Genomic DNA, 18,603 nt, shown 5'->3' on the forward strand with positions numbered 1-18,603 from the left:
CACGTCCGTACCGTCCGTGAGGAGGACATCCGTGGCCCGAACCGTGCTGGTGACCGGAGGCAACCGGGGCATCGGCCTGGCCATCGCGCAGGCCTTCGCCAAGCAGGGCGACCGGGTGGCGGTCACCCACCGCGGCAGCAACCCGCCCGCCGACCTGTTCGGCGTCCGGTGTGACATCACCGACAGTGCCCAGGTCGACGAGGCGTTCTCGGCGGTCGAGGCGGAGCTGGGCCCGGTCGAGGTGCTGGTGTGCAACGCCGGGATCACCGACGACACGCTGTTGCTGCGGATGTCCGAGGAGCAGTTCACCCGGGTCCTCGACGCCAACCTGACCGGCGCGTTCCGCTGCGCCAAGCGGGCATCCGGCAAGATGCTCCGGGCCCGGTGGGGCCGGATGGTCTTCGTCTCCTCGGTGGTCGGCCTCTCCGGCGGCGCCGGCCAGGTGAACTACGCGGCGAGCAAGGCCGGCCTGGTCGGGGTGGCCCGGTCGATCACCCGCGAGCTGGGCAGCCGCAACATCACCGCGAACGTGGTCGCGCCCGGGTTCATCGACACCGACATGACGGCGGTGCTCACCGAGGAGCGCAAGGCGGAGATCCGCAAGTCCATCCCGGCGGGCCGGATGGCCAGCCCGGACGAGGTGGCCGGGGTGGTGGCCTGGCTGGCCTCCGACGCCGCCGGTTACGTCTCCGGGGCGGTCATCCCGGTGGACGGCGGCCTCGGTATGGGGCACTGACCGGCCCGGGACCGGGGCACCGACTGGCACAATCGCCCAGGCGCCGTGATCGGCCGGGACGGACCCGGACCGGCCACGGGACGCGGGGGACCACGAGGGTATGGAGGATCTTCACGTGTCTGGACTGCTGGCCGGCAAGCGGCTGCTCGTCACCGGTGTCATCACCGACCAGTCGATCGCGTTCTCGGTCGCGAAGCTCGCCCAGGAGAACGGTGCGACGGTGGTACTCACCGGCTTCGGCCGGATGTCGCTGGTCGAGCGGATCGCCAAGCGGCTGCCCGAGCCGGCCCCGGTGATCGAGCTGGACGTCACCGACGCCGAGCAGTTGGCCAGCCTGGCGGACCGGGTCCGCGAGCACGTCGACGGGCTGGACGGGGTGGTGCACTCGATCGGCTTCGCGCCGCAGAGCTGCCTCGGCGGCGGCTTCCTCGACGCGCCGTGGGAGGACGTGGCGACCGCGGTGCACGTCTCGACGTACTCCTACAAGGCTCTCGCGGTGGCGGCGCTGCCGCTGATGAGCGCGGGCGGCGCGGTGGTCGGGCTCACCTTCGACGCCACCAAGGCCTGGCCGGTGTACGACTGGATGGGCGTGGCCAAGGCCGGACTGGAGTCCGCCTCCCGCTACCTGGCGCTGCACCTGGGCCCGAAGGGGATCCGCAGCAACCTGGTCTCGGCCGGACCGCTGCGCACCATGGCGGCGAAGTCGATTCCCGGCTTCCAGCAGTTCGAGGAGGCCTGGGCCGAGCGGGCCCCGCTGGGCTGGGCACTGACCGACCAGGAGCCGGCCGCGCGGGCCTGCCTGGCCCTGCTCTCCGACTGGTTCCCGGCCACCACCGGTGAGATCGTGCACGTCGACGGCGGCTACCACGCGCTCGGCGCCGCGATGTGACGAAGGTCCCGTCCGTCCGGCGCCGCCGGCGGGCGGGGCCCTGCCGGCCGGCTCGGCCGGGGTGGGAACAATGGTGGCATGTCGTACGACGCCGTTGTGTTGATCTCGTTCGGTGGCCCGGAACGGCCGGAGGACGTCCTGCCGTTCCTGGCCAATGTCACCCGGGGGCGGAACGTGCCACCGGACCGGCTGGCCGAGGTCGCCGAGCACTACCAGCACTTCGGTGGCGTCTCGCCGATCAACCAGCAGTGCCGGGACCTGCTCGCCGCGATCCGCGCCGACTTCGCCGCGCACGGGCTCGACCTTCCGGTGTACTGGGGCAACCGCAACTGGCATCCGATGCTCGCCGACACTGTGGCCCAGCTCCGCGACGACGGCGTCACCTCGGCTCTCGGCTTCGTGACCAGCGCCTACGGCGGCTACTCCTCCTGCCGGCAATACCTGGAGGACATCGCGACCGCCCGCGCGGCGGTGGGCCCGGACGCGCCCCGGATCGAGAAGCTGCGGCAGTACTGGGACCATCCCGGGTTCGTCGAGCCGCACGCCGACGCGCTGGCCAACGCGCTGGCCACCCTCGACCCGGCCCGGCGGGAGAGCACCCGGCTGGTCTTCACCGCCCACTCGATCCCGGTCTCGATGGCCGCCTCCGCCGGACCGCAGGGCGGCCGGTACGAGGCCCAGCTCCGCGAGACCGCCGCGCTGGTGGCCGAGCGGGCCGCCCCCGGCCTGCCGTACGACCTGGTCTGGCAGAGCCGCTCCGGCCCTCCCCAGGTGCCGTGGCTGGAGCCGGACGTCAACGACCACCTGCGGGCGCTCGCGGCCGACGGAGTCTCCTCGGTGGTGGTCAGCCCGGTCGGCTTCGTCTCCGACCATCTGGAGGTGGTCTGGGACCTGGACACCGAGGCGGCGGCGACGGCCAAGCAGCTCGGCCTCGACTTCGTCCGGGCCGGTACCCCGGGCACCGACCCGAGGTTCGTGGCGATGGTCCGGGAGTTGGTGACCGAGCGGCTTAACCCGGCCGACACGGCGGCGCGACGCCGGCTGGGTACGCTGCCCGCCTGGGACACCTGCCCGGCCGGTTGCTGCCAGCCGGTCCGGCGCCCCTGACCCCACCCGGTAGGAGAGTCATGAACGAGAGCAGCCCGCACGCCGTTCGCAGCGGAGTGCCGGCATGAGTGAGCGTAGCGAGCGAATCGGCCAGTTCGGTGTGGATGTGCCTCATGGCGGCACGGAGCGCAGCGGAGTGCCGGCATGAGTGAGCGTAGCGAGCGAATCGGCCAGTTCGGTGTGGATGTGCCTCATGGCGGCACGGAGCGCAGCGGAGTGCCGGCATGAGTGACAGGAAGCCGGTGGAGAGCTGGCTCACCGACATGGACGGGGTGTTGGTGCACGAGGGCCAGCCGGTGCCGGGCGCGCCCGAGTTCGTCCGGGCACTGCGCGCCTCGGGCAAGCCATTCCTGATCCTCACCAACAACTCGATCTACACCGCCCGGGACCTCCAGGCCCGGCTGAACCGGATGGGCTTCGACGTCCCCGAGTATGCGATCTGGACCGCCGCGCTGGCCACCGCACAGTTCCTGGCCGACCAGCGCCCCGGCGGCACGGCGTACGTGATCGGGGAGGCCGGGCTGACCACCGCGATGCACGCCGTGGGGTACGTGCTGACCGACTTCGCACCCGACTACGTGGTGCTCGGCGAGACCCGGACGTACAGCTTCGAGGCGATCACCAAGGCGGTCCGGCTGATCGACGGCGGGGCCCGGTTCATCTGCACCAATCCGGATCCGACCGGCCCGTCCGCCGAGGGTGCCCTGCCGGCCGCCGGTTCGGTGGCGGCGATGATCTCGAAGGCGACCGGGGTGGAGCCGTACTTCGTCGGCAAGCCGAACCCGATGATGATGCGGTCGGCGCTGAACACCATCGACGCGCATTCCGAGACGACCGCGATGATCGGTGACCGGATGGACACCGACATCCTCTGCGGGCTGGAGGCCGGGTTGCAGACCGTGCTGGTGCTGACCGGGATCAGCACCCGGGCCGAGGCGGAACGCTACCCGTACCTGCCGTCCCGGATCATCTCCTCGGTCGCCGACCTGATCGACGAGATCTGAGTCCGGCCCCGGCCGGTCCGCCGACAACCGAGTGGTGCCGGCGGGGTCAGGCCGAGAGCGGGGCGTTGCAGGCGGCCACGACCGCCCGTCGGCAGGCGGCGGTGAGCGGGCGCAGCGCGGCGTCGCGCTGCTGTGCCTCGTAACCGTTGACCGAACCACCGGGTGCGGCGTGCTCGGCCAGCGCGAGCACCTGGTCCAGCACGCTGGCCCGGGCGAACAGCCGGCGGGAGCGCGGGTCGAAGCCGGGCGGCAGGTCCATCCCGTTGTCCGGGCGGCGCAGTGCGGCGAGCGCACCGGCCAGCTCCGGACGCCACTGGGCGACGTCGAGCCGGGTCAGCGCCGCGGTCGCCTCGGCCAGGGTCACCGCCAGCTCGGCCTCGGCCTCGGCCGCACCGGGATTGCCCAGCGAGGCGGCCGGAGCGGTCTCCGGCAGCGGATAGACCCGCCAGAGCACCGTCTCGAACGTCACGCCGGACCCGCTGGTGTGCGTGCGTACCTCGGGAATCACACCCAGGCCGCGGGCCACCACCGCCTCGCCGGCCAGCAGGGCCGCCGAGGCGAACGGGCCGGGGCCGGGGAGCCCGCGCGGATCGCCGGGAGCGGGCAGCACCAGCCGGATCTCGTCGGGCGAGAGCTTGGAGAAGGCGGAGAGCGCGTCGCGCAGCGGGATGTCGGTCCAGGCGCCGGGGGCGTCGGCGACGAGGTGCTCCTCACCGGCGGCGATCTCGTCGGCGATCTCGTCGTACGGCACCAGCCCGGCACGCCATGCGCGTACCCAGGCCACAAAGCGGCTGGACCGGCGCGCCACGAGAGTCGCCGCGCCCGTTGCGGGGGACATGCGGCTAGGGTACGTGCTTCCTGTGTCGGCTGTCTCGGGTGCGGGCCCGGCGGCGCGTCAACGCCGACCGGCCGGCCGCGAGCGGCTACCGTCGCCTTCCATGGGGAGGATGTACGGCGACGACGTGCTCGCCGGGGACTGGCGGCGGCGCAAGGTGATACCGGAGGTGCCGGCCGAGGCCGACCTGGTGGTCGAGGACGCCGATTCGGGGTTTTGCGGCGCGGTGGTGGGTTTCGAGTCCGGTGCGGTGGTGCTGGAGGACCGGCACGGCCGGCGGCGCAACTTCCCGCTGCTGCCGGCGGCGTTCCTGCTCGACGGGCAGCCGGTGACGTTGCGCCGGCCGGCACCGTCGGCGGCACCGGCGCCGCGCCGGCGGACCGCCTCCGGATCGGTGGCGGTCGCCGGGGTACCCGCCCAGGTGGCCAAGGCCAGCCGGATCTGGGTGGAGGGCGTGCACGACGCGGCGCTGGTGGAGCGGATCTGGGGCGACGACCTGCGGATCGAGGGCGTGGTGGTGGAGCCGTTGGACGGCATCGACGCGCTCGCGTCTCGGGTCCGCGAGTTCGGCCCGGGGCCGGGACGGCGGCTGGGTGTGCTCGTCGACCACCTGGTGCCCGGCTCGAAGGAGAGCCGGATCGTCGCGGCGGTCACCTCGCCGGACATGCTGGTCACCGGCCACCCGTACGTCGACGTGTGGCAGGCCGTGAAGCCGTCGGCGCTCGGCATCCGGGCGTGGCCCGTGGTGCCGCCGGGACGGCCGTGGAAGGAGGGCGTCTGTGCCGCCCTCGGGGTTGCCGAGCCCGCCGAGATGTGGCGGCGCATCCTCGCCCGGGTGGACAACTTCCACGACGTGGAGACACCCCTGATCAACGCGATGGAACGGCTCATCGACTTCGTCACGGCACCGTCCGCGCCCTGACCGCCACCCGCCATCGGCAAGGCGGCGTGCCGGTGCGCGACGGAGACGTTCTCCGCGAACCTCCGGTGCCGGCTCAGTCGAGGCGGTCGGGGTCGCGGGTGAAGACGAAGGTGGCGATGTCCAGGGCCGTGGCCGCACCGGCCGGGTCGCGCCGGACGGCGAGGATCTCACCGTCGTTCATGCCGGAGCGGCCCTGCCAGCGCCCGGTGGCGTCCCGGCCGAACCGCCAGCGCGGTGCGGCACCGACCGGCAGTTGGGTGACCACCAGTTCCTCGGCGTTCGGCTCCCAGGCGATCTCGAACTCCCGGCCCATCCACCACCAGCGGCCGGTCAACTCGGCGATCTCCGGGGCCGGCGGTGCGGTCGCCGGACGCCAGGGCCGGACCGGCAGGGGTTCGGCGTCGAGCACCGTACTGAGCACCTGCCGGCCGAGCACCGGCACTGATCCGGCGCGCAGCCCGTACGCGTTGGCGAAGCCGACAACGCCGGTGCCGGACGGCCGGTGCACCGAGAGCGTGGCCACGTAGCCGGGCATCGAGCCGCCGTGCCCGGTGTACACCCGTTCGCCGATTCGGTGCAGTTCCACGCCGAGCCCGTACCCGGCGGTCCAGGCGTCCAGATCGGCCATCGCCACCGGAACGCACATCTCGGCCAGGGTGTCCGGGGCCAGGATCTCCGGATCCGGGTCGGCGAGGAAGCCGGCCCACCGGGCCAGGTCGGCCAGGCTGGCCCAGAGCTGCCCGGCCGGTGCCATCGCCCCGGTGTCGGTACGCGGCTCCTCGCGCAGTGTGCCGTGCCAGGGATGTACGACGTAGCCGCGGGCGTACGGCTCGGCCGGTTGGTAGGAGGTGCGGACCATCCCCAGTGGATCGAGTAGCCGGGACCGGACGAGCTTCCACCACGACTCCCCGGTGACCCGCTCCAGCACCGCCCCGAGCAGCCCGTACGCCAGGTTGGAGTAGTGGAAGGTGCGGTGTGCCGGGAAGGCCAGCTTGTCGCTGGTCAGACCGGCCAGCAGGGCGTCCAGGCCGGCACCGGCGGAGCGTTCCCACCACTCGCCGTCCGGTTCGCGTTGCAGGCCGGCGGCGTGGCCGAGGAGTTGACGCAGCCGGACGCCCCCGACCGGGTTGCCGGGCAGGTACCGGTCCAGCGGATCGTCCAGGTCGAGCAGTCCCTCGTCACGCTTGCGCAGCAGCAGTACCGCGGTCATCGTCTTGGTGATCGAGCCGATCCGGTACTGGACGTCCGGGGCCGGCGGTGGGGTCTCGCCGGCCGTGGCGACGTGCACGAGCCCGCCGCCCGGACCGGGTCCGGCGGCGGCCGGGGCCCGGAGCACCCCGAGGATCAGCGAGGGCGCCCGGCCGGCGGCCTGGGCCTGGGCGACGAGCGCGTCGATCCGGCGGGCGGTCTCCGGCAGTAGGCCGGACTCCGGCGGCAGGGCGGCCATTGGCTGCCTCCTGGGACTCGGGTACGGGAACCGGACTGAATTATCCGAACCGGACCGTGCGGGGCGGAACCGGGCTGGACCTGTGCGTCGGGAACGCCGATTGCCCGGATCTCGGCATGCGAGATCTAGGTGCGTCGATCGCGGGTCGCCGTTAGGTGCCTGGGCGTGCCAGGATCGACGTGTGGAGCCGCTCCTGTGGATCGTATTGGGCGTCGTGCTGGTCGTTGCGGAGATCTTCACGACGACCCTCTTCCTCGTCATGTTCGGGGTCGGGGCGTTCGCCGCGGCCGGGGCGGCCGCCCTCGGCGCCCCGCTGGCGTTCCAGGCGGTGGTCTTCGCCGCCGTCTCGGCGTTGACCCTGGTCTTTGCCCGCCCGGTCATCCAACGGCACCGCCAGTCCGCGCTGACCGGCGACGAGCAGCCGTTCGGCGTGCAGGCGATCGCCGGGAGCACCGCGCTGGTGCTCGAACGGGTGGACGCCAACAGCGGGGTGGTGAAGATCGATGGTGAGATCTGGACCGCCCGTTCCTACGATGCGACCCAGGTGTTCGGCCCCGGCGACCGGGTGCGGGTGATCGAGGTCAAGGGTGTGACCGCGCTGGTGTGGCACGAGGATTTCGACGCTACTGATGAGCAGCCCGATACAAAGAGGTGAGCGGTATGGATACTGTGATGGGCATATTGTTGGCTGCCGTGGCCCTGATCGTGGTGGTCACGCTGATCCGGGCGGTGCGGATCGTCCCCCAGCAGCGTCAGGATGTGGTCGAGCGGCTCGGGAAGTACAAGCGCACGCTCCACCCCGGCCTCAACCTTCTGGTGCCGTTCATCGACGCGGTACGCACCAAGGTCGACATGCGGGAGCAGGTGGTCAGCTTCCCACCGCAGCCCGTGATCACCTCGGACAACCTGGTCGTCTCGATCGACACGGTGCTCTACTTCAAGGTCGTCGACTCGGTGAAGGCGACCTACGAGATCTCGAACTTCCTCCAGGCCATCGAGCAGTTGACGGTGACCACCCTGCGGAACGTCATCGGCTCGCTCGACCTGGAGCGGGCGCTGACCAGCCGGGAGGAGATCAACCGGCACCTCTCCGGCGTACTCGACGAGACGACCGGACGGTGGGGCATCAAGGTGACCCGGGTGGAGATCAAGGCCATCGAGCCGCCGCCGAGCATCCGCGACTCGATGGAGAAGCAGATGCGCGCCGAGCGGGACCGCCGGGCAGCGATCCTGAACGCCGAGGGGCACAAGCAGTCGCAGATCCTCTCCGCCGAGGGCGAGAAGCAGGCCGCGGTGCTCCGCGCCGACGGTGACCGGCAGGCCCGAATCCTCCAGGCGGAGGGCCAGGCCAAGGCGATCCGTACGGTTTTCGACGCGATCCACCAGGCCAACCCGAGCCAGAAGGTGCTGGCGTACCAGTACCTCCAGGCGCTGCCGCAGATCGCCAACGGGACCGCCAACAAGGTCTGGATCGTGCCCGCCGAGTTGAACAAGGCGCTCGAAGGGCTGGGCGGCGCGTTGGGCGGACTCAGCCAGATGGTCGGCGACGAGCCCCGGGCGAGGGTCGACGCCGGTGCGGTCGAGCGCGAGGCGGCGGAGGCGGCCCGGGCGGCGGCCGAGGCGGCCCAGGAGGTCAACGCCGAGGTACGCGCCGCCGAGGCGCAGGTGACGTCCCGGCCCACCGGTATCCAGGAGTTGCCGGCGCCGGAACCGGTCCCGCCGGCCAACCTGCTCGGCGACTCCACTGTGGATAAGCAGCCCGAGCGCGGCTGACCGGCCCACGTCCCGGCCCTGTCCGGCTTATTCCAGCAAAGCGTCCGCGCGGCGCCCCGACACCTGACACGATCGGTCTAGCGACGGGTGGTGTGAAGGAGCGGGGCGTCGAAGCGGATCGCGCCCGCGCCCGCCCGCGCAGCACGTTGAGCGAGGTGACGGCGCGTGATCCACCCCTCGAAACCGGAAAACCACCCCTCGAACCCCAAGCGTGATTCCGCGCCCGTAGAGCCGCCGACTGCGCCGAAGCGGACAGCCGGCGTCGGACCGGGCGCCGGCGGCGCGGTGGACCCGGTCTCCGGGCGCTGGCCGTACGGCGGCCTCGGCTTCCTGCCGTTCGTGGTGGAGCGTGGCACCAGCGAACCGGCCAGCGACGTGAGCTGGGCCTGGTCGCTACGCCGGCTGGCCCGGCTCGCCGTCTGGTCACTGCCCGGTTATGCCATTGTGTACGGCTCGGTGACCCTGGTCGGCGCCGGGAACGCCCCGTTCCTCGCCCAGCAGCGTCCGGCCCACCTGCTCGGCTGGATCGGTGCGCTCTGGCTCGGTCTGCTCGCACTGATGGCGCTGGCCAGCCTGCTGGTCACCACCCGCACCCGGCGCGCCGGTACGGCCGGCCTGCTGGTCGCGGTCGCCGGAACGATGCTGGTACTCCCGTTCGGCGGGCTGCCGGATTCCACGGCGGCGTTCGGCAGGGCGGGCCAGGTCATCGCCGTCAGCGGCGGAGTGCTCTACTCCCTCGGCTGGTGGCTGACCGGTCTGGCGCTGCACCGGTCCGGAGTGTTCAGCCAGTCCGACGGCGTACTGCTGATGATCGCGGCTCCGCTGCTCGGCGTCGGCGGGATGCTGGCCTCGGCACTGCACGCCCTCGGCGCCATGTTCGTGCTCGCCGCCGGCATCGGGATCGCCTGGCGGGCCCGGCGGCTGGTGCCGGCGGTCGGCCGGGCCGCGCTGACCCGTCCAGGTACGGCCGGCGCGGTGGCGGCGAGGGTCTCCGGCGGCGGCCTCGGTGTCGCGCCGGCAGGTGGCGGGCTCGGCCCCGCCACGACCGGCCCCGCCCCGTCCTGACCGGCCGGGACAACCCGACCGTCTCCTGGCCGGCCGGGGAACCCGACGACCACCATCCTGTCCGGCCGGGACAACCCGACCGTCTCCTGGGCGGCCGGGGAACCCGACCGTCCTGTCCGGCCGGGACAACCCGACCGTCCTGTCCGGACCTGCAGTCCTGTCCAAACCCGCCGGAGAGGCCTGTCCCGTCCCTGTCGGATTGTCCGCCCGTCCCGCAGCGGCGCTACCGGCCCGGCTCGCGCTCCGCCGGGCCGTCCAGTTCGGTCAGCAGTTCCGCGATGCGGCGGAAGACCATACCGCGCCAGCCGCCGGACATGATGGTGAAGGCGTGCTGCTGGACCGGGTCGTCGGGGTCGAACCCGGCGTGTTCGACGAAGAGCCGGGTGCCCCGCCCCTCGGCGGCCAGCGTCCAGGTGACGGTGGTCTCCAGGTGCCCGCCGCTCCAGGAGAGCCGGAGCCGGTGTTCCGGCTCGACCTCCAGGACCTCGCAGTGCACCACGCCGTCGAAGTCCTGGTCCGGCCGGGCCATGGTCTGGAAGGTGAACCGGTGTCCCGGCACCGGTTTGAAGTCGTTCGGCATGAACCACCGGGTCAGCAGGTCGGGCTCGGTGAGCGCCTGCCAGACCCGTCCGGGTGGATGCGCGAGATACTGGTCGGCCCGGACCACACCGCGCTCGGTCATCGTTGTTTCCCCTCCTGCTCGCCGGAAGCCCGGCCCTGCTCGGATGTCACGGCCGCGGTCTGCTGCGGGCCGTCGGTGCCCTCCTCGACGCCCATCGCGTCGAGCAGGTCGCGGAGCCCGGCGAGCTTCTCCCGCCAGAACCGCTCGTACGGCGTCAGCCACTCGGCCACGTCCCGCAGCGGCTCCGGGCGGAGCGAGTAGAGCCGCTGCCGGCCGGCCCGGTGCTCGACCACCAGGCCGGCGTCCTTGAGTACCCGCAGGTGCTCCGACAGGCTCGGCCGGCGCATGTCGAAGTGGTCGGCCAACTCCTGCACCGGCCGCTCGCCCCGGTCCAGCAGCAGGCCGAGCAGTTGCCGCCGGGTCGGGTTGGCGACCGCGGTGAAGACGTCGACCTCAGCCACGGGCGGCGGTCGCCTGGAGCACGATGCCGTTGCCGTCCGGGTCGTCGAAGCTGACGAACCGGCCCCAGGGCGCGTCCTGGATGCCGCCGGAGATCGCCACGCCCCGGCGGGTCAGGTCGGCCACGTCGCCGTCGAGGTCGTCGGTCTCCAGCACCAGTCCCTTGACCGAGCCGGGCGGCATGGTGTCGAACCAGGTGACCAGGGTGATCGAGGTCGGGGCGCCCTTCGGGCCCACCTGCACCCAGCGCTGGTCCGGCGCCATCCGGTTGTCGCCGAGCAGTTCGAAGCCGAGGGTGTCGACGTAGAAGTCCCGGGCCCGGTCCTGGTCGGTCACCGGCAGCGAGAGTAACTGGATCTGCGTGATAGCCATGCCGAAGACAATAGGTAGGCGATGCCCTACCAGTCAAGGGTAGGAAATCTCCTACCTGTCGGGGTCGCCCGAGCCGTGGCGTGGGGACGGGGGAAGAATCAGCGCCGTGTCCGACGCACCGACCACCGTGCCCGCCGAAGTGATCACCGATCCGGAGGACCCCCGGATCGCCGACTACCGGGCGCTCACCGACGTCGAGCTGCGTACCCGGTGGGAACCGCCGAACGGTCTCTTCATCGCCGAGGGCGAACTCGTGCTGCGCCGGGCGGTGCGGGCCGGCTACCGGCCCCGCTCCATCCTGGTCGACGCGAAACGGGTGGACCAGCTCGGCGACCTGGTGACCGGCGACGCACCGGTCTACGCCGCCAGCCAGGCCGTGCTGGAGCGGGCCACCGGCTTCCACGTGCACCGGGGCGTACTCGGGTCGTTCCACCGTCGCGAGCTGCCCACCGTGGCGCAGGTGCTCCGGGACGTCCGCCGGGTGGTGGTGCTGGAGGACGTCAACAACCACACCAACCTCGGTGCGATCTTCCGGGGCGCCGCCGCGCTCGGGGTGGACGCCGTGCTGCTCTCGCCGACCTGTGCCGACCCGCTCTACCGGCGCAGTGTCCGGGTCAGCATGGGCGAGGTCTTCGCGGTGCCGTACGCGAGGTTCGGCCGCTGGCCCGCCGGGCTGGCAGAGGTGCGGGCGGCGGGCTTCGCCGTACTCGCCATGACGCCGGCCCCGGACGCGGTGCCGATCCAGCGGCTCACCCCGGCACAGCGGCACCGGGCCGCGCTGCTGCTCGGGGCCGAGGGTGCCGGTCTCACCCCGGCCGCCCAGGCCGCCAGCGACGCCCGGGTGGTCATCCCGATGCGGCGCGGCGTCGACTCGCTCAACGTCGCGGCGGCCGCCGCCGTCGCGTTCTGGGAACTGGGTCGGGACGATCCCCCGTAGCCGATCCCCCGTAGCCGATCCGCCGTAGTCGATCCGCCGTAGCCGGGCGGCGCGGGCCGGGCGGGCACGCCCCGGGCGGTACCGTCGAGCCCGTGTTTCCTACCGTGCGTGAGGTGCTGGCCCTCGACCCGGTCCGGCACGGCGGCCCCCGGGTGGTCGCCGGCGCGGCCGGGCTGGACCGGCTCGTACGGTGGGTGCACGCCGCCGAGGTGCCGGACATCGCCGCCCTGCTCAGCGGGGGCGAACTGGTGCTCACCACCGGGATCGGCCTGCCCGGCGACGACGCCGGGCTGCGCGCCTTCATCGGCGAGCTGGCCGACGTCGGGGTCTCCGGGCTCCTGGTCGAGCTGGGCCGGCGCTATCCGGCGGCGGTACCCCGGGCGATGGTCACCGCGGCCGAGCGCCGCAACCTGCCGCTGGTCGAACTATGCCGGGTGACGCCGTTCGTCCGGATCACCGAGGCGGTGCACGGGTTGATCGTCGATGCCCAGCTCGCCGAGCTGCGGGCGACGGAGGAGATCCACCAGCGGTTCACCGAACTCTCCGTCGAGGGTGCCGAGCCGGCCGAGGTGGTCCGGCAGGCCGCCGTACTGGCCGGCTACCCGGTGATCCTGGAAAACCTCTCCCGGCAGGTGCTGGCGTACGACCCGGCGGGGGAGAGCGCCGAGCTGCTGCTGCGGGGCTGGGAGCAGCACTCCCGGCGGATCCGTTCGACCGGCCGGACCGGCTACGACCCGGACGCCGGCTGGCTCTACACCACCGTCGGCGCCCGGGGGCAGGACTGGGGGCGGCTGCTGCTGCGCTGGCCGACCGGTGAGCTGCCGTCCGGGGCGTCCAGCGGCCCGTCGACCCGGTTGACGATCCTGATCGAGCGGGCCGCCTCCACCCTGGCACTGGGCCGGCTGATCCGGCGGGACGCCGAGGGGCTGGAGCGGCAGATCCATCGCACCCTGCTCACCGCGCTGCTCGACCACACCCGGCCGGTCGACGAGGTGGCGCTGCGGTCCCGCGCCCTCGGCGTACCCCTGGACCGGCGGCACCTGGTCGGGGTCGTGGTCCGGTACCGTGCCGACGAGGCGGGCGCGGGCGCTGCGGCGGGCGGCCCGGCCGGGCAGGCCCGGCTGCGGGACCTGGCCGAGGCGGTCAGCCAGGCGCTCCGGGACGCCGAGCTGAGCGGGCTGGCCAGCACCCTGGACGACCAGGCGGTCGGTGCCGTGCTGGCGCTGCGGGACGCCGGGGACGAGGAGCGCGCGCTGGCCGCCTTCGCGGCGGCCCTGGACCGGGTACGCCTGGACGCCGGCCCGACCGCCGTCCGGCCGTACGGCGCACCGGGTGCGGTGATCGTGGCAGCCGGCTCGGGTGTGGGCACCGTACGGGAGGCCCGGCGGTCGCTGATCGAGGCCCGCCAGGTCGCCGACGCCGCCCGCCGGGGTCGACGGGACCTGCCGGTGTACCGGTTGCCCCAGGTCGGGCTGGCCGGGCTGCTGCACCTGCTCCGGGACGAGCCGAGGTTGCAGACCTTCGTCGAGCGCGAACTCGGGCCGCTGCTGACCCACGACGCCGAACATCCCCGGGAGCAGTTGCTCGGCACGCTGCGCGGCTATCTGGAGAGCGGCCGGAACAAGTCGGCCGCCGCCGCGGCGGCGCACCTGTCCCGGCCGGCCTTCTACGAGCGGCTGGCCCGGATCTCCCGGATCCTCCGGGTCGACCTGGACTCGGTGGACGACTGTCTGTCGCTGCACGTCGCCCTGCTCGCCCTGGACGCCGTCCGGGACGGATGAACCGCCCGGACCGCCGTGTGGTTCAGGAGATCACGGTCAGCGCCTTGGCGTACGTCGGCGGGACGAAGTGCGGGCCGGCCGGGGTGAACACGTCGGTGGCGTTGGCGGCGGTCCAGGCTTCGGCCGGGACGGCATCGAGCAGGGTGCGGACCACGGTGGCGTCCCGCCAGTCCGGGTGCTCGGCGACCAGGCCGAGCGCCACCACCGACTCCTCGACCTCGCCGACGCACTCGAACGGCTTGTGCGCGTCGATGCCGAGCAGTTCGAGATAGCCGGCGGACTGGGCCGGGTCGGCCAGCAGGTCGGCGCCGAAGATCTGCACCAGCCGGGCCCGGGGCATGAACGGGGCCAGCGCCAGGAAGATGAACCGGCACTTCGGGCAGTTCCCGCACCACCGGTCGCTGGGATCGCTCAGCTTGAACGCCGCGTTGCAGCTCGTCACCACGTCGTCGTACCGGCTGAACTGGGCGAAGAGCCGGGCGATGTGCAGCTCGGAGAGCTGCCGCAGCAGCGAGAAGTACGGCTCGGTCAGCCCGGCGTGCCCGGCCAGCGCCGCCCGGAGCAGCCCTTCCGCCTCGACCCCCTTGGACCACTGGTGGTTGACCTCGACGCCGTGCCAGACCAGGTTGGGGTCGGAGGCGGAGCGCTCGTTCGACATCACCACCGGGCCCAGCCCGTGCAGTACGGCGGTGGCCACCGCGATCAGCGAGTTGATCGCGGTGACCGGGATGTGCCCGTTGCGCGCCCCGGCCGCGTTCAGCTCGATCAGCGCCGGGTCGAGCCGGCGCCGGGCGGCCAGCGGGGTGAGCCCGGAGGCGTCGTTGACGCTGACGATGATGTGGTTGGGGTTGACCGAGAACGGCACCGGGTCGAAACCGGCCCGGCGCAGCGCCTCCAGGCTGACGATGGAGTCCTTGCCACCACCCACCGTGGAGAGCGGCCGGCGCTCCGAGTTGTCCCACCCGACCGGCTCGGCGACCCGCCCGGACGGCACCTCCGGGGTCAGCTCCAGCACGTGCGGCAGGTCGTTACGGTAGGCGTACTCGGCGAGGCCGGCGGTGTAGACGGCGGTGACCAGCGCGACGGCCTGCTCGCCCAGCGGCGCCGGCAGGACCAGCCGGGGCGGTGCGGCGACCTTGTAGTAGCTCACCCCGGCGACCAGGTGCAGCAGCTCCAACACCCGGCCGAAGGTGGCCAGGGCCGCCGGCGACGGCGGGGTCTCCGGCCGGGGGAAGGTGATCCGTTCGGTGAACCGCAGCTCGCCGTCCGGGCCGGTCAGCGCGTATTCGAGGGCCGCCTCCCCGGTGGCCGGGTCGAAGGAGTGGGCCGGAAAGGAGAAGGCGTCCATCCGCCGGAGCTGTCCGTTGGGCACAGGCAATAGTAGTCCGCCCGGGTTGACGGCATGTCAATGTCGGGACCCCGGTGCCCGACAGAGTGGCAGTTGTCCGGCGTCCCCGCGCGGTGGGAGCGTGCAGGGGTCCGCGTTCCCACCGGTGAGGGGTTGAGAACCATGACCACCGACGAGCTGCTGGCGCGGCACCGGGCCGTTATGCCGTCCTGGATGCCGCTGTACTACGCCGAGCCGATCGAGATCGTCGCCGGCTCCGGTCGCCGGGTCACCGACGCGCAGGGGCGCAGTTACCTGGACTTCTTCGGCGGGGTGCTGACGAACATGCTCGGCTACGACGTCGCCGAGGTGAACGAGGCGGTGCGGCGCCAGCTCGGCACCGGGGTGGTGCACACCTCGACCCTCTATCTGATCCGGCAGCAGGTCGAGCTGGCCGAGAAGATCGCCGCACTCTCCGGCATCCCGGATGCCCGGGTCTTCTTCACCAACTCCGGCACGGAGGCGAACGAGGCGGCGCTGCTGGTCGCCACCAACCACCGGCGGTCGAACCAGATCCTGGCGGTGCGGAACAGCTACCACGGCCGGTCGTACGCGGCGATGGGGATCACCGGCCACCGGAGCTGGTCGGCGAGCAGCCTCAACCCGCTCCAGGTGAGCTGGCTGCACTCCGCCGACCGGCTGCGCGGCCTGCTGTCCCGGCTCGGCCCGGACGAGTACGTCGAGGCGGCCGTCGACGACCTGCGCGAGGTGCTGGCCACCCAGACCAGCGGGGACGTGGCCTGCCTGATCGCCGAGCCGATCCAGGGGGTGGGCGGGTTCGTGGCCCCGCCGGACGGGCTCTTCGGCGCCTTCAAGAAGGTACTCGACGAGTCCGGCATCCTGCTCATCTCGGACGAGGTGCAGACCGGCTGGGGGCGTACCGGGGAGCACTTCTGGGGTTACCAGGCGCACGGGGTCACCCCGGACCTGCTCACCTTCGCCAAGGGCATCGGCAACGGCTTCGCCCTGGCCGGGGTGGTCGGCCGGGCCGAGGTGCTGAACGAGGTGCACGCGGTCTCGTTCTCCACCTTCGGCGGCAACCCGATCTCGACGGCGGCCGGCAACGCCGTGCTGGACTACCTGCTGGAGCACGACCTCCAGGCCAACGCGGCCCGGGTCGGCGCGGTACTGCTCGCCGGACTGCGCGAGCTCGCCGACCGGCACGCGATCGTCGGCGCGGTACGCGGCAGGGGGCTGATGCTCGGCGTCGAGTTCGTCCGGCCCGGCGCCACCGAGCCCGACCCGGCGGCCACCGCCCGCGTCTTCGAGGAGTGCCGGCGGGGCGGCCTGCTGGTCGGCAAGGGTGGCCTCTACGGCAACGTGGTGCGGATGGGTCCGCCGCTGACGCTGACCGAGGAGGAGGCTCGGGAGGCGCTGGGAATCCTCGCCGAGGCCGTCGCGCTCGCCGATGCCGAGGCGGGGGCGGTCGCCGACCCGGCGCACTAGCGGGACGGCTGTCGCCCGTCGAAGCGGGTCCCGCCGGCGACGTTCACGCTGGACGGCCGAGGCGGGGCGCTCGCCGGGCGCGTACGGTAGCTGGCCAGTCGCCGAGCCGGCGCGGGAGCTGCCTGGCCGCCGGTCAGTCCGGACCAGCGGCGGGCACCGAGCGGAGCAGTCGGAGCAGGCCCGCTCCGAAGAGGTACGCGACGAGGGCGCCGGTGGGCAGGCCGAGCAGGTAGTCGCCGCTCTTCGGGGCGACGTTGTTGCTGAACAGCCCGACCACGGCCGCGGCGAAGCCGAGCACGACGACCAGCAGCCGGGGCAGCGGGCGGGCGAGCGTCCGGCACAGCGCCGCCGGCAGAGCGCGGGGCCGGCCGGCCGGGCGGCGGGAGCCGCGTAGCTCGATTCGGCCGAAGACGGCGACCAGCAGGGCCAGTACCACGGCGAGCATGATCCACCAGGGGATCCGCCAGAGCCACCAGGCGGTGCTGCCGACCTGCGGGGTGGGCAGCGCACCGAGCGCGTCCAGCGCGCCGGCCAGCAGGATCACGGCGGTGAGGTGCCAGAGGAAGATGGTCAGCACCACCGAGTTCACCGCGACGACCAGCGTCCAGGGGCGGGTCCGGTGCAGCCAGCGCTCGGCCGGGGCGCGGAGCAGCATGATCAGTCCGAGCTGCGCGGTGGCCAGGGCGAGCAGCGCCAGGCTCGGCGGGGACATGTTCTGGATCCGCTGGCCCGGCTGGTTGATCATGCTGGTCGGGTACGGGCCGACCAGGGTCAGCAGGAGCAGCGCGGTCAGTCCCGCCACCAGCAGCGGCCAGCCCACCCGGGGACGCATCGGCAGGCTGCCGGTCCGCCAGGCGAACCCGACCTGGTGCATGGCGAGCCAGCCGAACAGGAAGTTGCCGTACCCGAGCCGGCTCTCGCCGAGCAACCGGGCCAGGTCACCGAGGGTGAGCAGCCCGAGCAGCACCACCGGCACGGCCAGGCCGTACCGCTGGTGCAGGGCGTACGTCACCGGGGTCAGCAGCACCACGCAGAGGTACGCGGAGAGGAACCAGAGCGGCACTGTGGCGTACCAGACGACCTCGCGGACCTGGGTCGGGCCGGCGCCGAGCAGCCGGGCGCCCAGGGCCGCGAGGGCGAGCAACACCAGCAGCACCGTGGTGGGCCGGATCAGCCGCCCGCTGCGGCCGGTCAGCCAGCCACCGGCGTCGCCGCCCCGCCGCCGGTGGTTCTCCAGTGAGGCGGCGTTGGCGTAGCCGCCGACCAGGAAGAACAGCGGCATGACCTGGAAGAGCCAGGTGCCCGGTCGGGCCCAGGTGATGTCCTCGAGGGCGTTGTGGCCGCGCAGCCGCCCCGCGTCGTCGTTGTCGAGGACGGCGATCAGCCAGTGCCCGAGCACCACCAGGGTGATCGCCACCGCGCGGAGCAGGTCGACGTAGCGCTCGCGCTGGGTGGGCGTGCGGCCGGCGATCTCCCGCAGGCGGCGCATGTGGCCAGGTTATCTACTCCGTCGGCCCGCCGCCGCGCTATGCGCCAACCCGGGTGGATTGCCGGTCCGTAACGGTTCGGCCGCCGGGGCTTGCTGCCGGCACCCTCTTCCGTAAGAATCCTTCAGTAACTTTGTGTTAAGTGAAGACAAGCACCAGTGTGCCGAAGCGTTCGCACCTGTCGACGCGGCACCGCCCCGCACCACCGGTCGACGGCGCGCCGCCGACAGCATCAACCAGCACCAGCACCGCCAGCGCCACCCGACCCGATGACCCCGAGCCTCGTTGGCGGGCGCCGCCCCAACCGGCGGCGGCGTCCACCTGGACCGGATCC

The 18,603-nt window shown here is 72.8% G+C and carries 18 protein-coding genes; 11 read left to right on the plus strand and 7 right to left on the minus strand.

The window, feature by feature from the left end:
- Nucleotides 1-31 precede the first annotated feature (31 nt).
- From fabG to R6Y94_RS30775, 4 genes are all read left to right on the plus strand, one after another.
- Nucleotides 32-736, plus strand: a complete 705-nt coding sequence (fabG, locus tag R6Y94_RS30760; RefSeq protein ID WP_318399351.1) for a 3-oxoacyl-ACP reductase FabG — start codon at nt 32-34, stop codon at nt 734-736.
- Between the two features lie 115 nt (nt 737-851).
- Nucleotides 852-1,625 carry an enoyl-ACP reductase FabI gene (gene fabI, locus R6Y94_RS30765; protein WP_318399352.1) on the plus strand — a complete coding sequence of 258 codons (774 nt, stop codon included), beginning with the start codon at nt 852-854 and terminating at the stop codon, nt 1,623-1,625.
- A gap of 78 nt (nt 1,626-1,703) precedes the next feature.
- Nucleotides 1,704-2,732 (plus strand): ferrochelatase, encoded by a 1,029-nt coding sequence (locus R6Y94_RS30770; RefSeq protein ID WP_318399353.1) that lies wholly within the window; start codon nt 1,704-1,706, stop codon nt 2,730-2,732.
- Between the two features lie 224 nt (nt 2,733-2,956).
- Nucleotides 2,957-3,736, plus strand: a complete 780-nt coding sequence (locus tag R6Y94_RS30775) for an HAD-IIA family hydrolase (protein ID WP_318399354.1) — start codon at nt 2,957-2,959, stop codon at nt 3,734-3,736.
- Between the two features lie 46 nt (nt 3,737-3,782).
- Here R6Y94_RS30775 and R6Y94_RS30780 read toward each other — a convergent pair whose 3' ends face one another.
- The gene (locus R6Y94_RS30780) at nt 3,783-4,574 is read right to left on the minus strand and encodes a hypothetical protein (protein ID WP_318399355.1); all 792 of its coding nucleotides are present in this window, start codon (nt 4,572-4,574) and stop codon (nt 3,783-3,785) included.
- A gap of 100 nt (nt 4,575-4,674) precedes the next feature.
- Here R6Y94_RS30780 and R6Y94_RS30785 point away from each other — a divergent pair, with 100 nt between their 5' ends.
- Nucleotides 4,675-5,493, plus strand: coding sequence for a DUF3097 domain-containing protein (locus R6Y94_RS30785; RefSeq protein WP_318399356.1), 819 nt, complete (start codon nt 4,675-4,677; stop codon nt 5,491-5,493).
- 73 nt (nt 5,494-5,566) lie between these two features.
- Here R6Y94_RS30785 and R6Y94_RS30790 read toward each other — a convergent pair whose 3' ends face one another.
- A complete protein-coding gene (locus R6Y94_RS30790; protein WP_318399357.1) occupies nt 5,567-6,940 on the minus strand; it encodes a serine hydrolase domain-containing protein in 1,374 nt (457 codons plus the stop codon).
- A 181-nt stretch (nt 6,941-7,121) separates the two neighbouring features.
- Here R6Y94_RS30790 and R6Y94_RS30795 point away from each other — a divergent pair, with 181 nt between their 5' ends.
- The 3 genes from R6Y94_RS30795 to R6Y94_RS30805 all read left to right on the plus strand — a co-directional run bounded on the left by R6Y94_RS30795 (nt 7,122) and on the right by R6Y94_RS30805 (nt 9,778).
- Nucleotides 7,122-7,595, plus strand: a complete 474-nt coding sequence (locus tag R6Y94_RS30795; RefSeq protein ID WP_318399358.1) for an NfeD family protein — start codon at nt 7,122-7,124, stop codon at nt 7,593-7,595.
- A 5-nt stretch (nt 7,596-7,600) separates the two neighbouring features.
- Nucleotides 7,601-8,713: an SPFH domain-containing protein gene (locus R6Y94_RS30800; RefSeq protein ID WP_318399359.1), complete on the plus strand. Its 1,113-nt coding sequence runs from the start codon at nt 7,601-7,603 to the stop codon at nt 8,711-8,713.
- Between the two features lie 285 nt (nt 8,714-8,998).
- Nucleotides 8,999-9,778, plus strand: a complete 780-nt coding sequence (locus R6Y94_RS30805; protein ID WP_318399360.1) for a hypothetical protein — start codon at nt 8,999-9,001, stop codon at nt 9,776-9,778.
- A 223-nt stretch (nt 9,779-10,001) separates the two neighbouring features.
- Here R6Y94_RS30805 and R6Y94_RS30810 read toward each other — a convergent pair whose 3' ends face one another.
- From R6Y94_RS30810 to R6Y94_RS30820, 3 genes are read right to left on the minus strand one after another with little or no spacing between them, the layout of a single operon-like run.
- Nucleotides 10,002-10,460 carry an SRPBCC domain-containing protein gene (locus R6Y94_RS30810; RefSeq protein ID WP_318399361.1) on the minus strand — a complete coding sequence of 153 codons (459 nt, stop codon included), beginning with the start codon at nt 10,458-10,460 and terminating at the stop codon, nt 10,002-10,004.
- The gene (locus tag R6Y94_RS30815; protein WP_318399362.1) at nt 10,457-10,861 is read right to left on the minus strand and encodes a metalloregulator ArsR/SmtB family transcription factor; all 405 of its coding nucleotides are present in this window, start codon (nt 10,859-10,861) and stop codon (nt 10,457-10,459) included. The genes R6Y94_RS30810 and R6Y94_RS30815 overlap by 4 nt, the downstream gene beginning before the upstream one ends.
- Complete coding sequence (locus R6Y94_RS30820) at nt 10,854-11,231, minus strand: VOC family protein (RefSeq protein WP_318399363.1); 378 nt, start codon at nt 11,229-11,231, stop codon at nt 10,854-10,856. Before R6Y94_RS30820 ends, R6Y94_RS30815 begins: the two co-directional genes overlap by 8 nt.
- Nucleotides 11,232-11,358: 127 nt before the next feature.
- On the opposite strand from R6Y94_RS30820, the gene R6Y94_RS30825 reads away from it, so the two are divergent.
- The gene (locus R6Y94_RS30825) at nt 11,359-12,168 is read left to right on the plus strand and encodes an RNA methyltransferase (protein ID WP_318399446.1); all 810 of its coding nucleotides are present in this window, start codon (nt 11,359-11,361) and stop codon (nt 12,166-12,168) included.
- A gap of 92 nt (nt 12,169-12,260) precedes the next feature.
- Nucleotides 12,261-13,949: a PucR family transcriptional regulator gene (locus tag R6Y94_RS30830; RefSeq protein ID WP_318399364.1), complete on the plus strand. Its 1,689-nt coding sequence runs from the start codon at nt 12,261-12,263 to the stop codon at nt 13,947-13,949.
- 22 nt (nt 13,950-13,971) lie between these two features.
- Here R6Y94_RS30830 and R6Y94_RS30835 read toward each other — a convergent pair whose 3' ends face one another.
- Entirely contained in the window at nt 13,972-15,321 is a 1,350-nt protein-coding gene (locus R6Y94_RS30835) for a hypothetical protein (RefSeq protein WP_318399365.1), read from the minus strand.
- A gap of 138 nt (nt 15,322-15,459) precedes the next feature.
- Between R6Y94_RS30835 and R6Y94_RS30840 the strand changes: the two genes are divergently transcribed.
- Nucleotides 15,460-16,782, plus strand: a complete 1,323-nt coding sequence (locus tag R6Y94_RS30840) for an aspartate aminotransferase family protein (RefSeq protein ID WP_318399366.1) — start codon at nt 15,460-15,462, stop codon at nt 16,780-16,782.
- Nucleotides 16,783-16,915: 133 nt separating this feature from the next.
- Here R6Y94_RS30840 and R6Y94_RS30845 read toward each other — a convergent pair whose 3' ends face one another.
- Entirely contained in the window at nt 16,916-18,271 is a 1,356-nt protein-coding gene (locus R6Y94_RS30845) for an acyltransferase (protein ID WP_318399367.1), read from the minus strand.
- Between the last annotated feature and the right edge of the window lie 332 nt (nt 18,272-18,603).

Source organism: Plantactinospora sp. KLBMP9567 (assembly GCF_033446045.1).
Classification (GTDB): domain Bacteria; phylum Actinomycetota; class Actinomycetes; order Mycobacteriales; family Micromonosporaceae; genus Plantactinospora.